The sequence below is a fragment of the Paenibacillus sp. PAMC21692 genome, from assembly GCF_014303795.1.
Lineage (GTDB): Bacteria > Bacillota > Bacilli > Paenibacillales > Paenibacillaceae > Pristimantibacillus > Pristimantibacillus agaridevorans.
This window is the reverse complement of sequence record NZ_CP060293.1, coordinates 6,607,946-6,624,306: the sequence shown is the minus strand read 5'-3', so window position 1 is coordinate 6,624,306 and position 16,361 is coordinate 6,607,946. Positions and strand designations below refer to the sequence as shown.

5 protein-coding genes are annotated in these 16,361 nt (G+C 55.1%); 4 read left to right on the top strand and 1 reads right to left on the bottom strand.

The features are described from left to right. Positions 1 to 195: 195 nt before the first annotated feature. Positions 196 to 4,647, top strand: a complete 4,452-nt coding sequence (locus tag H7F31_RS26900) for an S-layer homology domain-containing protein (RefSeq protein WP_187101311.1) — start codon at positions 196 to 198, stop codon at positions 4,645 to 4,647. A 136-nt stretch (positions 4,648 to 4,783) separates the two neighbouring features. Here H7F31_RS26900 and H7F31_RS26895 read toward each other — a convergent pair whose 3' ends face one another. After that, the gene (locus H7F31_RS26895; protein ID WP_187101310.1) at positions 4,784 to 7,102 is read right to left on the bottom strand and encodes a helix-turn-helix domain-containing protein; all 2,319 of its coding nucleotides are present in this window, start codon (positions 7,100 to 7,102) and stop codon (positions 4,784 to 4,786) included. A 299-nt stretch (positions 7,103 to 7,401) separates the two neighbouring features. Between H7F31_RS26895 and H7F31_RS26890 the strand changes: the two genes are divergently transcribed. The 3 genes from H7F31_RS26890 (at position 7,402) to H7F31_RS26880 (ending at position 16,323) form a co-directional block, all read left to right on the top strand. Further along, complete coding sequence (locus H7F31_RS26890; RefSeq protein ID WP_187101309.1) at positions 7,402 to 12,708, top strand: S-layer homology domain-containing protein; 5,307 nt, start codon at positions 7,402 to 7,404, stop codon at positions 12,706 to 12,708. A gap of 195 nt (positions 12,709 to 12,903) precedes the next feature. Then, positions 12,904 to 14,493, top strand: a complete 1,590-nt coding sequence (locus H7F31_RS26885; RefSeq protein WP_187101308.1) for an extracellular solute-binding protein — start codon at positions 12,904 to 12,906, stop codon at positions 14,491 to 14,493. A 102-nt stretch (positions 14,494 to 14,595) separates the two neighbouring features. Continuing rightward, entirely contained in the window at positions 14,596 to 16,323 is a 1,728-nt protein-coding gene (locus tag H7F31_RS26880) for a hypothetical protein (protein WP_187101307.1), read from the top strand. The last annotated feature ends 38 nt before the right edge of the window (positions 16,324 to 16,361 follow it).

The window sequence follows — 16,361 nt, the reverse complement described above, 5'->3', positions numbered from 1 at the left end:
ACTTGTGTTTTTTCCAGATTGGCTTGTGTTGATTCCAGCAATATGGAAAACGTAGTGTTCGTCTAGAAAATAGATAGTGAGGATTACGAGCCGCTGACCCCCAATCTAACAAATTGATAGTATCGTTACCGTGGCCCATCCGTTACCATAAACCCCGTCAACCAAAACTTGGCATGGGCGAAAGGGGAACTGGGGATGAGAAGCAAGGGAAGCCGAACTACCCGTATGTGGCGGAGGAAAGGGACCGCAGCGATATTGTCGCTCGCACTGCTGGCAAGTATCGCAGTGCCGGTTCATGCGAACGAGGTCGACCCGGAAGCTGCAACAAGTCAAGCAGGATCGGAGGCTCCGAGTTACGGACTCGGCACAGAGGTGCCTGTACTTAACACGCTCGTTACAGATGTTCAAGAGAACGTCATATTGATCCCGACGGATGACTCGTTCATCGAAGGACAAGACGAGGCGCGAAGAGACAAGATCAACGGAGCAAGCACCTCCGTTCAGGTTGCCTCGAACAACGCTAACGAACGGATTATTTACCTGAAATTCGACTTGGAGGACGAAGAGGTCGCCGATATCGGATCTGCAACGCTTCGCTTGTTCAACAACGATACGCGGTATAATCGGGTCGTATCGGCTCATGAGCTGAGCGACACGTCATGGAGTGAATCGACGCTAACCTGGAACAACGCGCCTCCTATTGGAGGGGAGATCCAGCGGAACGGCAGTCCCGTAACGTTCTCTACCGCGGCAACGGGCAATGCGGATGACCGGCTGCTTGGCGCCAAATATTACGAGCTGGATGTAACGGAATACGTGAAGGCCGCGGCTGGCCAGACAGAGCTTGGCCTTGTCGTGCAAAGCGATGGCTTCACTTCGTTCGCCAGCAAAGAATACGAGGGCGGCGCCTATCCGCCGCAGCTCGTATTAAGCGCAGACGAGCTTGAGCCGCCTGCGGATCCTGTCTATAAGGAGCTGGAGGAGAACGGGCGCAGCAGCTTGTATCCAGAGGATTGGTATCCCGGCTATAAGGACGGGGAAGGTCGATTCTTGCACGACTTCTCGTATGCAGGGTATCGCAAAGGGCTGGAACCTATTCCGGATGTTGTGCCCGGAGATATCGTTGATGTCACGGAGGCGCCGTATAACGCCGACAAGACGGGAACGACGGATGCAACGGCTGCGATTCAAGCTGCGATTGACGATATAGGCGAAGCCGGAGGAGGTGTCGTATTCTTGCCTGCCGGCACCTATAGAATAAAGCCGCAAGGCACAAACAACCAATCGCTGAAGCTGAACCGAAGCGGCGTCGTTCTTCGGGGAGCCGGCCCAAAGGAAACATTTCTGTTCAACGACGAGCCGGTCATGAGGGGCAAAGATATTATTACCGTCATCTCGGAAGGCGCTGGCTTCCAGGCGGTACCTGGAACGGAAACGAATATTCGTACCGATCTGCCGGAGCCGACGGTCACGATTCCCGTTCAGGATTCATCGGCTTATCGGACAGGCGATTGGGTGACGATTAGCAATCGGTATACGACCGATTTTATCGCAGAGCATGATATGGCCGACTGGTGGGCGACGTATATCGGCAACGAAGGGATTACGTTTTATCGTCAAGTCGTGGCGATTGATGCCGAGACGCATACGCTGACGATCGATATTCCGACGCGATATCCGCTTAAGGTGCGGGACTCCGCGAGAGTGTATAAGCTGAATCCGCCCGTCACGGACGTCGGAGTCGAGCATCTGTCCATCGGCAATGTGCAGAACCTGACGCCAGGCATCGGAGAGAGCGACGATACGAAGGAAGGAACGGCCGGTTTCCAAGTGGCGGGCACCAATGCGGTCAACTTCGTGAGAGTTGCCGATGCTTGGGCGCGGAACGTACATTCCTACAGACCGGCTTCCAACAATGAGGACTATGACTACCATCTGCTGTCCAGCGGCATTCATACGTCGAATACGCGCAACGTGACGATTGTGGATTGCGTCATGCAGAAGCCGTTGTTCCGCGGCGCTGGCGGCAATGGCTATCTCTTCGAGCTGGTCGGCAACGACAATCTCATTCTGAATGCCAAAGCGGTGGAAGGACGCCACAACTACACGTTCTCCCATATGCGGACGAATGGCAACGTCATACGAAATTCTATATCGGTCGAACCGACGCATGTCATCGACTTTCATCAATATTTGAGCGCTTCCAACCTGCTTGACGGCATGCAGCTGTACGGAGACCGGATCGAAGCCAGCGTAAGGCCATATCCATCCTCGCAGCCCAATTACAAGCACGGACATACGACTTCGCAGACGGTCATCTGGAATACGCTAGGATATGAAGCGATGGACGGCACCGGCATTATCGTCGACTCCAGGCAGCACGGCTACGGATACATCATCGGAACAAGCGGCAACGATGCCGAAATCCGCATAACCCCGGATATTCACTCCGGTAAAATAACGGCGCCAATCGATTTCGCCGAAGGCATCGGGCAAGGCGACCGGCTGTTTCCTTCCTCGTTGTACGAGGACCAGCTTGCCAGGCGCATGGAACGGATGCCGACGGAGCTGCAGTCGATCAAGCTAGGCGGCAATCCGCTTACAGGCTTTCAGCCTGGCAAACGCGTCTACGACATAGAACTGCCTTTTGGCACTGTAAATGTACCCGCGATCCAGGCAACGACTTCCGTGGCAGGGGCTGCAGTAGAGCTCGCGCTTCCGGATTCGCTTCCCGGAACGGCGACCCTACAAGTCACTTCGGCGGACGGAGCAGCGACGGCGCTGTATGCCCTGCATCTCCGAGCAGCGGATTCGCCGGCCGTATTGGCAGAAATCGCGCTTCAGCCGGACAGGACGAGACCGGGCTGGAAAAGCGGCTTAAAGCTGGATGCAGGCACGGAAGCCTTTTTGTCCGTTACGGGGCTGATGTCTGACGGGACAGAAGCGGATATGGATGAAGCGGCGATTTCGTACTCGTCTTCCCAGCCAGAAGTTCTCACGGCAGGAGTGGACGGATCCTTAGAAGCGATCACTCCCGGAACGGCCAATGTGACGGTCAGCGTCACGCTTGGAGCCGTTACACTGACAAGAACGATCGCGGTTGTGTCGGCAGTGCCGGTCCATACGGATGAGGAGGTACTGCCCGTCTCCCTGGTCAGTTCAAGCGGTGACGATGGCAACGTCGTGGAGAACGTGCTCGACGGCGACTACGATACACGCTGGTCTGCCAGCGGCGAAGGGCAATGGATGATGGCAGACTTGGGCGCTGTTCATCATGTAGGAGCAGTCAGTATCGCGTTCTACAACGGGCATACCCGCAAATCGAAGTTTGAGCTGGCTTTCTCTCTGGACGGAATGCAATGGACGACCGGTTACTCTCTCAATCCGGCCGGCAATTCCAACGGAACGACAAGCACGTTCGAATTGTTCGAGCTTGCAGCGCCAATGAACGCAAGATTCGTGAAGTATGTCGGTTATGGGAACTCGGCGAATGCATGGAACAGCATAAGCGAGATTCGGTTCCATCCTGCTGATGTGCCGGGGCCAACAGCTTCTCCGACGCCAACATCGCCGTCCACGATCATACAGCCGACGCCAACTCCAAAGGCTACGATAAGTCCGTCTCCCACGCCTGTTACAGCTGCGGTCGAAGCCACCTTTGACGGGACGAACAAACCTGTAATAATTATGTCGGAGGTGGCGAGCATTGAAGCTGCAGGAGATATGTTTGCCAGCGGCGAGCTCGGCGAGAGCGGGAAGGCGACATTTCAGTTCGAGCTGTTGAAGGCGGAACATGTGAATGGTCTGAGTAATGAGGCGCGTCGCGCTATCGGCGATCGTCCAATCCTGGATATAAAGGTGCTTTCGGACGGCCAGACGCTGAAGTGGAGCAATCCGGATTCTCCCGTTACTGTTAAGTTGCCATACAAACCAAGCGCCGCCGAGCTTTCCGATCCTGGACTGCTGGAGAAGCTGACGATCTGGCATCTGGATGAGTCGGGGGTCACGCAGCCGATTTCCAATGCCTATTATGACCCGGAGCTCGCTGCCTTCGTCTTCCGGACGACGCATATCGGCCGGTATGCGCCCGTTCTGAGTGAGCATGTTTTCCGGGATTTAAACGGCTACAGCTGGGCTAGCGACGAGATTGGAGTTCTGGCAGCCAGAGGAATAATCAAGGGGACGACGGCGTCAACCTTCCAGCCATCCGCGAGCGTGAAGCGGGCCGACTTCGTCACAATGATCGTCCGAGCGCTGGGACTGTCGGCAAGAGGGGAGGCGTCGTTCCCGGATGTCAGCGACAAAGCCTATTATTACGGCGAAGTCGGCATAGCGGAACGCCTTGGCATCGTACAAGGCATGCCCGGCGGCAGCTTCCGTCCCGAATCTGCCATCACCCGAGAGGAAATGATAGTGATAGCGGCAAGAGCTATGAATGCGGCGAGAATAGAAGCTGCAACCTCCGCTGCGGGCAATCTCGCCGGGTTCGCGGACGCCGCGGAAGTATCCGACTATGCGAAGGAGAGTATCATCGCATTGACGGAGCTAGGGCTGGTGAACGGCAACGGCGGCAAGCTGAAGCCGCAGGCGGCGGCCACGCGAGCCGAAGCGGCAGCGCTGATCTACCGGATGCTGCAAGCCAGATAAACAATCACCCCATAACCAGGCTACTCACTGGTCAAGCTCCATTTTTTGGAGACATTAAAAAAGCGTGCGCTGAAGCTGTCGTCGGTACACTACCGACGACAGCCCTTTTTTAATGTTAGGATATTATGCGACTCCGCTACGCCCGCTCCGCCTGCCGGTATTCCGAGGGCGTCATGCCGGAAAACTTTTTGAAGCTCCGCATGAAACTTGTCACATTGGTATAGCCTACCTGTTCCGCAATCTGGTTAACGGTGGAAGGGCCTTCTAATAGCAGCCTTTGAGCCTCCTGCATCCGTATGGCAATCACATAGTCCACAAAATTGATGCCGGTGCTTTGTTTGAATATTTTGCTCAGATGGTTGGAACTGATGGCAAATTCCTCGGACAGCAGGTTCAGAGACAGCCCGCTTTGACCGTAATGCAGGGAAATATAAGCCGTGATCCGGGCTATCAGCTCATCCGTTTTGGTTTTGGAGTTGCGCTTTTCGACCAAGGCTTCTACCATATTCTCCATCAGCTCAAGCAAATACTCCCGCATGTCGGAGAGGCTCCCGGTTCGGGCCAACCGCCCCTCGATTTCCGTATGGCCGGACTGGAGGCGTTCCAAAAGAGCCGGGTCGGCTACTTTTTTGCCGGTTCGGTATATGAGCTGGAGGGCGAACTGAACCATGGTTTTGTCGGCGAAGCGGCACTGTGCGGCCATAACGAATATTGCGGACAGCAGCTCGGCCACCTTGTCCGGATTGGTCTGCCAAACCGCTTCCTGCAATTGGTCTGCCAAATCGAACAACTCCATCAAACCCGCCCCGTCCAGCGCGGATATGTCATTTCCGGTAATAATCGTGCCCGGTCCGGCCACCAGCTTGTAATGGATGCATTGCTGGGCTGCCTGGTACGAGTCTTTAATGTCTGCGAAGCGGCGGCTGTAGCTGCCGATGCCGATGCTTACGGAATGTTTGATATACGTCTGGACAGCGTCCAGCAGCGAATGGGCGAATGTCACGGCCTGCTCCATGTTCGCAGCCGAATCTTCCTCCAGGAAGCTGATCAAAATCACCGCCTGATACTCGTTGATTTGCACAGCCCCGCCTTTAAGCGCCTCGCCTCTTTCCTTCATCAGCTCTTCCGCAACATTGCCGACTGCGTAGAGATACGGGTTCAGGTCGGATATTTTCTCCAGAAGGACCTTGTTGTCCAATTCGGCAATCATTACTATGTAATGACCGAGGTACAGCTCCAGGCCGATATGGTCAAAGTAGGGCTTGGCCAGATCATATCGGGTCCGATGGCCCGTGACGATATCAAACAAAATCTGAAGTTTCAGAGCAGGTTTGCTCTCCTGAAGCTGGCGCACCGCATCGGAATAGCCGGTCAACACATCTCGGATTGTGCCCTCCAGGCGGTTGAAATCCGGCCGCAAACTGCCTGCCCCTGTCGCCGTCCCCCCGTCGCGCTTGCTGAACAGGCTCTCCACCTTATTGATGAACCGCTCCATGGGAGTGAACCAGGTCTTGTTGACCAACACGACGGATCCCACCGACAACAGCACCATTATGCCCGCTAAAGCCAAGAGAATATTGCGGATGGCGAGGAACAGGCCGCTCATTTGGCCTTGAGACACCACATAAACCAGCTTCCACCCCGTATAGGCGGAAGAGGAATAGAATACCCACTCGGAAGCCTTGCCGTTCTTGTGCCTGGTGAAGCCGCTGTCTTTTTCGAACAACACCTGCCCGCCCAGCTTGTATTCGGCGATATTTCGGCCGATCCGGGATTTGTCTGCGTGGGACAGGATGGTCCCCTGCTCGTCCGTGATCAGCACATTGCCGCTATTGCCGAACTGCAAATCGGAGAACATGTCCGACAGAATGGTTTCGGGCAGGTTGACGGCGATAACGCCCTTGCGGTTCTTCGGCTTATCCGCCATGGGATAAAATCGGATTAGCGTAACCGTGTGGCGATTTACGTTTTTCTCCATAAAGAGAGGATTTGCCGTCCATTTGTAATAAAAGTTTTCCGTATAAAACGTACTGATCCAATGTTTATCCGTTTCCTCGGAAGTGGGGTTATACAGCTCTTCGGACAGCAGCATTTCGTTGGCCCGGGAATACAGATACATGGACTGGATGACGGGGTAGGAGCGCTTGAGCCCGCTGATCTGGGATTGGATGCCGTCCAGCCGGATCAGATACTCGGGGTCGCCTGTGCGGGGCGTATTAAAGAAAAATGCCGCATCCCCCGTTTGCAGCATCTGGATGATCGCCCGGTCGATCTCCTCAAGGGTGCTCTCCATTCGTTTATTGATCTGGTTCAGCATCTGCAAGTTGGAATCGATGACCTCGCGCTCCAGGCGCTCCGTTCCGCTTATATATGAAATCAGCACCGTGCTCGCAATAATCAGGATGAAGAGGGAAGCGTAAATCATCTGGATCTTGTATGCCATATTCCGCTTCACCCGCTGTCGCCTCCCTTGGTTGTAATCGCTCCATCCATCATAATTTGCGAGCCTGAACAAGGCAACTTGCATTTTACGCCAGGGCTTGCATTTTTGATGCTTCACGGCAAATCCAACATCCGGCAAGCTTTGACAACAAACTGCGACTACTCGGTTCCAACGGGTTGCCCTACATTGAGTATGGGGGAATTGTTCGCATTCGTTCTTCCCTCGGAGGTGTTATCCATCGCTATAAGAAAGGGGGCTTCGGCATTCCGGTAAACAGGTTTCAATCAAAATCAACTCGGGAGGGCGAAAAAATGGGTAAAAAAACAATGATATGGTTCTTGGCCCTAGTGCTACTAATGGGGACGGCAGGTCAAGCGGGGCAATGGGCCGCCGCCGTTGTCCACGCAAATACTCAAGTAGACACAAGCCGTATAATTCCGGCATGGTCCTTCGCCTATAAGGGACTGCCGGCTGCAAGCTTCGGGTTGGATTCTATGGAAGCCCATGAGGGAGAGCACTCGCTGCGGATAGCGTACAACTCGGCAAAAGCTGCCGAGGTCTATCTCAACATGACCCAGACGGTTGCGGTCAAGCCCGGTACTGTCTACGAATTGAGTTTATGGGGCAAAGGCGCCGGGGTCAAAGGCGTCAGCATGATGGTGAACTGGGGAGCGAGGACCAGCCTGGGAACGGGAACTTTCGACTGGAAGCATGTCTCGCAAACCTACACTACAGGACCCAACGAAACTACGCTTACGGTCCGCCTTATTGTGGACGACAAATCGACAGTTTGGCTTGATGAAATCTCCTTGAAGGAAGCGAACGCAGACGCGAATCTTCTCCAAAACGGAGACTTCGACAGCATCGCGGAAATTATGCCCCTCGACGGTTTTGAAGAGTTGTCGGCATGGACGCCTGCAGGTATGACGGCAGCGGAAACGGTTTATGATGCCAGAACGGAGGGAGAGCAGTCCGCCAAGCTTACTTTCACCAATGAAGGGGTTCCAACTACCCAAGCGAGCATGATATTGAACCTGACTCAACCTTTGAATTTGACAAAAATGACAACGGTTACAATGGATGTTTATCCTTTATCCCAAACGGTTTCGGGCAATGAGCCCATCTTTTTGAAGCTGACGGATGTCTCGGGTTCGGTGCACGAGGTGCAACTGCCCAAGCTGCTGGCCGGGCAGTGGAACGGAGTGAAGCTGGAATTTGCGGCATCCGCTACAAGAAGCGGGATTGTGCAGATTGCCCTCTATGCCAAAACCGGAGCGGGGATTGCCGGGTGGGACGGACGGGCATCCATTGATTATCTGGCGGATCAAATAAACGTCGTCCGAATGAAGCAGACGGAGGAAGGCACGGGCGAAGAAGGCGAACTCATGGAGGAGCGGAGCCTTTTCCTCGGGCGGCTGGGCGCTGGAGCCCATGCCCCCTTGTTTCAGGCCGAGGGGATTGTCGTTGACGGCAGCCTGGAGGAATGGGACAGCAACATCGGAATCGCGCTGCCAAATTCCGGTACCAACCAGAACCAGGTGGCCGGATGGAGCGGAGCGGAGGATCTGTCCGCCAATGTAAAATTTGCATATGATCAGGAATACTTTTATTTGTCCGCAAAGGTAAGGGACAATACCCATTTTGCCGCAGCCGGCATTGATATGTGGAGCGGGGACAGCATACAATTTGCCTTCGGGGAAAATGGAGTGTACGGCGCGGAATACGGTATTAACCTGATAGACGGTCAAACGCAGGTGTGGCGCTGGAGGAACGGCAGCGCTTCCTTTGGCAAGGAAACGGTTGTCGCCAATACGGTCAGGACAGGCAATGACACGTATTATGAAGCCCGGCTTCCCTGGCAGGCGATCTTTGCGTCCGGCATGCCGTCGGAAGGGCCGATCGCATTCTCCATTCTGATTAATGACAACGACGGCGGCGGCCGCAGGGGCTGGCTGGAATGGACCAGCGGCATCGGTAAGGTAAAGGACGGAAAGCTCTTGGGAAACCTGTATCCGATACCGGTCGGGGACCCCTGGAGCTTTTGGGTGGAAACCCCCGCCGAGGGACAAACCGGCAGTCTAATTCCCTACAAGCTTCATCTCGTCAATTACAGCGGCGAGCCGCGGAACGTTTCGATTTACTCCCAGTTGCTTGATCTTGACCGGGATGTGACGGTTCCCGCAGGTATGGCATTTACCAAAGAAGGCACGTATGTTGTTCCTGTCCAAGGCGCGTATTGGGCGGAAACCACGGTGACGGACCGGGATACGGGTATGGAGAGAATAAGCAGGAAGAAGGTGGTGGTAGTAACAAGCGAAGCCGAACTGACCGTTCGTCTGAACGCATTGTCGGCCAGATTGCCGCAACTGCTGGCTTTACTCGAGCAGGCAGAGGCTCAGGGTCTGTCCACGGATTACGAGCGGGTCATCTATGCGGCTTTGCGGGATTTTGTTGTCTATGGCAAGGAGGATGCCGCCAAAGGCAGGCTGACCCGCTCCCTCTATGTGGCGGAAACGCTGGAGGCGCTGTATCTGGAGGCGGAGACCCAATTGCAGGGTTATCTGGACGGAACCAAAACTCCTCAGACGGCGCCCCGCTATGTCACGGGCCCGCTGGAGCAATCCGGGCATGGCTTTGCAGGGACGGCCCAAGTGCGCAGCACCGGGGAGACCGGAGAACAGCCGATTTTCTTGAATGGGTACCTGGGTTTTAACCAAGCCAGGCTGGATATAGGCAAGCTTCAGGACTACGGCGCCAACGTGATTCAGGTGGAAACCGGTCCGCGGCATATGATTTTTCCAAAGGAAGGTTATATCCCCGAGTTCACAACAAGCGGTAGCGCCCAGGGGAGCATCGCCCTGGATGAATCGATCAGCCGCAGCGGGAACCAGTCCCTCAGGATGGTAAACGAGTCTCCGAAGCAATCCAATATATATCTTATGGCCAGCCAAACTATTCCGGTCAAGCCTAATACCACATACGAGTTTAAGGTTTGGGTCAAAGGGGAGAATGTACAAAATGCCTGGTTCCCGGGAGGTCCGGGATGGGCGCTGAGGAAAGCCATGCCCACGGGAACTTATGACTGGCAGGAAGTCGCCTACACCTATAAGACCGGCCCGTCGGAGTTATCCTTCACCTTGATGCTGGTTTCCGAAAACGAGCAGACCCTTTGGCTGGACGACCTGCGTGTTACGGAGCAAGGAAGCGTGGAGAATCTGGTGCGCAATCCGGGGTTTGAGCAGTCTCCGGAGGTGCCTGGAGCGGACCCGGACAAGGATTACGTGGTGTCTGTCTCCAATGTGGCAAACGATATTGGCAGAGTGCTAGAGAACGCCAGGGACAACCATATTGCCGTCAATCTGCTCTTGTCTCCCCATTATTTTCCCGATTGGGTGCTTAAGAAGCATCCGGAAACGGCGGCCACCCATACTGGTTTCCTTAAGTTTAATATTGACCAGCCGCTGTCCAGGCAGATTATCGAGGATTATTTGCGAGCCTTGATTCCCCTGGTAAAGGACTACAGCTCCTTGCACAGTATAACGCTGACCAACGAGCCAGTGTACCAGTCCAATCGTAATCCGTATTATCTGCCATTCTGGCAAGCCTATCTAGAGGAATTGTACGATGGCAGCATAGAGGAGCTTAATCGGATCTACGATACTGCCTATGCTTCCTTTGGAGAAGTGCTGATGCCGTCCGCCATCGCGCCGTCCCCAGCCGTGTATGACTGGGTGACGTTTAATAACCGGCTGTTTGCCGATTGGCACCGATGGATGGCGGATATCATCCATGACATGGCTCCCGATCTTCCGGTGCAGGCCAAGGTGATGGCCAATCTGGAGTCCAGTCTGAACTGGGGTGTAGACTACGAGCAGTTCTCCGAGCTAAGCGATATTAACGGCAACGATGCCTACAATCTCATCGGAGATGGACCGGAGGGCTTCATTAAAGAGCTGAGCTTCTATGATCTGCAGCGTTCCTTTAAGAAGGCGCCGATTTTTAACTCGGAGCATCATTTTATCAAAGACGGGGACGACCAGTACATGCCAGATCAAGCCAAACGGGTAAGGGCCGTGCTGTGGCAGGGAGCGGTCCACGGCAGAAGCGCATCCACCGGATGGGTATGGGAGCGAACCTATGATTCCACAAGCGATTTCGAGGGGAGTCTCCTTCACCGACCGGATGTGGTAGTGGATATCGGCAGGACCAACCACGACCTCAACCGTCTGGCTAAAGAAGTAACGGCCCTGCAGAATGTGGTCCCGCGGACGGCCATCTTGTATTCCCTCGCCTCGGGGGTGTACGACACCCATTACGATGAAACACTCCGCCGGGCTTATCAGGCGTTGGCCTACAGCGGCCAACGAATCGGCTTTGTAACGGAGAAGCAGGCTGCCGCCGGCAAGCTGACCGATTATGAGCTGCTGGTGGTGCCGGCAGCCGCTCATGTCAGCGCAGCAACACTGACCGCCGTAGAAAGCTTTAGCCGGGCGGGAGGCAAGGTGGTGCTTATCGGTGGAGAGTCTTTGACGAAGGATGAGCATAACCAGCCCCTGGACATGAACTTGCACGGGCAACTTGCCAGCCGCTCCGTCATCCTGTCCGCCTCGGCCGGAAGCGGCGATATCCGCTCCGCGCTGCTTCCACTGCTGGGACAAATGAACGCTTTGCCGGTTGCATTAACGGACCTTTCCACGGGCCAACTGGTGTGGGATGCGGGTTGGCAGATCGCGGAACATAATGGAAGGCTTTTGCTAAATGTGGTTAACTACACAGGGGAAGCCAAGCAGATTCAGACGGTTTATAACGGGCAGCCCGCCGGAAGCGTCAACGAACTGATTACGGGAGCGGCAGTTGATGCCTCTCATCTGGAGCTGGCGCCTTACGGAATTTATTTGTTCGATCTGGGAGCTCTGCCTCTGGAAGAAGAACCCCCGGGCAGCTCATTGCCTCCCTCAACCCCGCCTGTGACTGACGGGCAGTCCCTTGCCGCCGAGGGGAACGGCGAGACCGAAAGCGCCGAAGAGCCTTCGCCCCCCATTCTCGGGCAGGAAGTCTTCCGTTTGAGCGATATCCAGGGCCACTGGGCGGAGGACAGCATCCATAAAGCTGTAGCGGAGGGCCTGGTGCGCGGATATGAAGACTTTACCTTTCGCCCTGACCGCCCCGTAACCCGGGAGGAGTTTTTGGTTTTGCTGGCGCGGGCTGTACAACCGGAGCAATCGGATGAGGCCGAGGCCGCTGCGTTTGCCGATGCAAACGAGATCAGCGAATGGGCGAAGCAGGCTGTGACCCTGGCGGCGCAGGCGGGTTGGGTGAAAGGATACAAGAACGGGACGATCCGGCCTCGGGACTTGATGACCCGGACGGAATTGGCGGTACTGCTTACGCGACTCCCTCGCAAAACGGCATCCGTAGAAAGTCGTGCAGACTCTCGCACCTTCGCCGACGACAGCCTGATTGCCGCCTGGGCAAAACCTGCGGTTTACAAAGCTGTGCAAGATCAGCTTTTGGAGGGCGGCTCCGGGAACCGGTTTGAACCGGTAAGAGCCGTCACCAGGGCAGAAGCGGTGGTTGTTCTGCTGCGACTCACTAATGCCCGTACGCTTGCCGATTAGCCGAAAGCTTGCACATTTACGTTTTGGGAGGAAAACTCTAATACTGCAAGCTGATCAACAATCATGTAACTACCCCTCCGCAGTGGTCTGCAGTACGATTATGCCGTAGGGAACAAAGAGGAGCGGTCAGTTGGTCAACAGCTGCCCCCCCTCTTCCCGAAGAGGGAATAAACATTATAAGGGAGGCACACGAGTTTGAGAACAAAGCACGCCGAATCACATTCAAAAGCAATTGGCGCCAAAGCAACGGCTGTCCTGATGCTGAGCGGCATCTTGCTGATTGCGGGCTGCGGAAGCAACAAGGAAGGGGAGCCGGCAACAAGCGGCAGCCCCAATCCCAATTCCAACAACCTGCCCATGGCCATCACCGCGTCCATCTATGACAGGGGGACAGTTCCGGCAGAGGAAGGCACCTACGAAAGCAACCGCTGGACCAAATGGATGAACGAGCAATCAGGAGTAGAGGTCAAATGGACCCCAGTCCCCCGCAATCAGGAGGCGGACAAGTTTAATGTGCTGGTGGCATCCGGGCAGGCGCCGGAGCTGATTACCTCCTACGACCGTAACCTGTTGTCGCGTTTTGTCAGCCAGGGAGTAGCACAGCCCATCGACGAGTATATCGAGAAGTACAGCACTAGTTATAAGGAATATATCCAGAAGCATCCGGAATTGAAGCCCTTCGTTACCTTTAACGGCCAAACGTACGCCATTGCCAGCATGCGGAACACCCAGGCCGCGACCATGATTTGGATTCGTCAGGACTGGCTTGACAAGCTGGGGCTTAAGCAGCCCGCCACGGTGGATGAACTGGTGGAGGTAGCCAAGGCATTCCGGGACGGAGACCCCGACGGCAACGGCCAAAAGGATACGACCGCGATCGCCATGTCCAATGCCTACTCCGCTGTATTGGACGACCTGTTCATGGCCCGGGGCGGAGATTGGTTCATTGAAGACGGCAAAGCCACGATGTCCTTTTTTACCGACCGCTATAAGGAAGCCTTGACGCTGCGCAAAACACTGTACTCCGAAGGACTGGTGGACAAGGAGTACGTGACGGATAAAAACTGGGCCCGTCAAAAACAACTTTGGATTACCGGCAAGGCGGGCATTTTGTTCGATACCTATAACGGCGGGCCTACAGCGGACTTCTACAAGAGCCAGCCGGATGCCAAACTGACTCCCCTTCCTCCCCTGTCCACAAAATTCGGGAAGAACGGCTATCAAAAGGAAGTTCCCAATTACTTGCTCACCATTTTTAACAAGGACATAAAAAATCCCCAGGCGGCCATGCAGTTCGTGGACTGGATGCTGGATGAGGGCTGGTACGACCTGAGCTACGGTACGGAGGGCACCCATTATCAGTTAAAGGACAATATTCCCGTGACTCTGGATGCGGATAAGCTGAAAAAGGAAGTAAGCTATGCCAGCGAATATCGGATTGTCCACCAGCAGACTCTGACTCCGGAATTCCTGCTGGCCCGGGCTGGCAGCGATCCCAATGACCAAAAGGTGCAAAAGGCCATCGGGGAAGCCATAACCGTGGCGCAAAGCGTCGAATTCCGGAAGGACTTGCCTTACACGCCGGCGGTGGATGAATTTACGGATATATCCGGCCAATTCCAAAAGAAATGGGATGAGATTATCACCAAAGTTACCATGACCGCCGACCTGGATGCCGAGTGGGGCGTAAGCCAAATCAGGAGCGAGTGGCAAAAGCTAAACGGCGAAGACATCGAAGCCAAGGTACAGGAATGGTACGAAAGCAACAAGGCGGATTTTAAATAAACCAATTTCCGGCTACGGCAGGATGGGGAGGAGGCACGGCCGGAACCGGCTGTCCCTCTATCCCGATTCGCCGAAAAGACAATAAGGACAGGAGAGAGAGAAGTGGAGCAAAACCTGCTGAACGAGGATGCTGTATTGCTGGAATTGATGGAACGGCATTGGCGAAAGATCAAGCATAGCCAGGTACGGGATTCGTCCAGTTACTGGCATGGCGCCTTCACCGAGAACGGAAACGGCAAGCCGTTTGAAGGGCTGACAAGCAGCGACGCTATGCTGAACTTGAGCGTGCCGCTGTATGCGCATCCCGAGTCCCGTTATTACCGGAGCTCCAGCATGCTGGAAACGATCCGCCAGCAAATTCGCTTTTTATTGAGAGTCCAACTGCCTTCCGGCTGTATTTCCCTGCATAACTGCAATATCGACTCGCCCCCGGATACGGGATTCGCCGTCCATTTCACTACATTGTGTTACCATATATTAGATAAAATGGATGGTGACGAACCGGCGCAATTGTGCCAAGAACTGCGGCTATTTCTGAGACAAACGATTCCCGGCCTTCTGGCCGGTGGAATCCATACTCCCAATCATCGATGGGTATTGTGCGGAGCCCTTGCTCTCCTGTATGAGCTGTTCGAAGATGAACGGTTGCGGGCGCGTGTCGACCAATTTCTGGCCGAAGGGCTGGATATCAACCCGGACGGGGAATGGACGGAACGAAGCAATGCGATTTATAACGCTGTTTGCTCCATCTTTCTGTATCAAACGGCTCGGGTGTTCGGATATACACATCTATATGAACCCATTACCCGAAATTTGCGCATGATGCAGTACATGCTCCACCCCCGTTCGGAAATTGCCACGGAATATTCCAGCCGTCAGGACCGGGGCGAGATCATGAAGCTGAATGCCGGCTATTATGTGGCATTCCGCCTTATGGCCGACCGGAATGCTGATCCGCTGTTCCATAGCTTTGCCCGGGAGGCGCTTCTATCTCTTCGCACAGGAGGAGAAGCTCTGCTGTACCGGATGTTTCTCCGAAACGAAATGAGTGCCGAGCTGCCCCTTCAACCGCTGCCCGACCGGTACGAGGTGTTCCTGAACCGGGAGCGAATTGCGCCTGTGGCGGGAACCATCCCTTACCAGCGAACGGCTTTCCATGCCGGATCCCCGCTAATCCGCTTCAGGCAAGGCGAACTGAGCGTAACGGTGATCGCCGGGCAACCGGAATTTTTGTATCTGCAATTCGGGCAAGCGCGACTGCTTGGCGTTCGGCTAGCCTTGGGCTGGTTTGGCGTGGCAGGGACTCCCTTTGCCGCCATCCGTCAAACCGGAGACCATGAATATGAACTGTCCATGGATCTGGAGGGCAGCTACCGGGATGCCCTTGACGGGAATTCGGTCGTCCGGACAGATCCCCTGCACTTTGCCGAGACCATTCCGTTGCGCGCCAAAACCAATGTGACCGTCCTGCCTGTCCGTGTAGGCATCCGCCTTGACCCGGCGGGCATCGATCTTCATTACCGGGTAGACGCCAGCGCTCCGCCCCTCTTTGCCCAAACGGTATACTCCTTCGCTCCGGAAGGCTCGCTGGAAGGAACGGCTCTGGAACCAATAAACGCCCATGCGTCGTGGCTGAAATCCGGGCAATTGATTTACCGCTGCGGAGAGGACTGGATTACCGTCGACGGAGGCGCCTTCCAGCACGGCTTCGAGGCTCTTCGCAATGATCGGCTGGACCCCGGCGTCAAAAGCGCAGTAGCCAACTATTTGACCCCTGTGGAGACAAAAGTCAGCATTCGCTGCGGTAAAGCGGAAGGCTGCACAGCATAAACTAACGGCTGCCGCGATGGCAGCCCGACAAAGGATGA

Excerpts from the sequence above, each read along its gene's own strand:
- H7F31_RS26900 (WP_187101311.1), top strand. The coding sequence starts at position 196 with ATGAGAAGCAAGGGAAGCCGAACTACCCGTATGTGGCGGAGGAAAGGG.
- H7F31_RS26890 (WP_187101309.1), top strand. The coding sequence starts at position 7,402 with ATGGGTAAAAAAACAATGATATGGTTCTTGGCCCTAGTGCTACTAATG.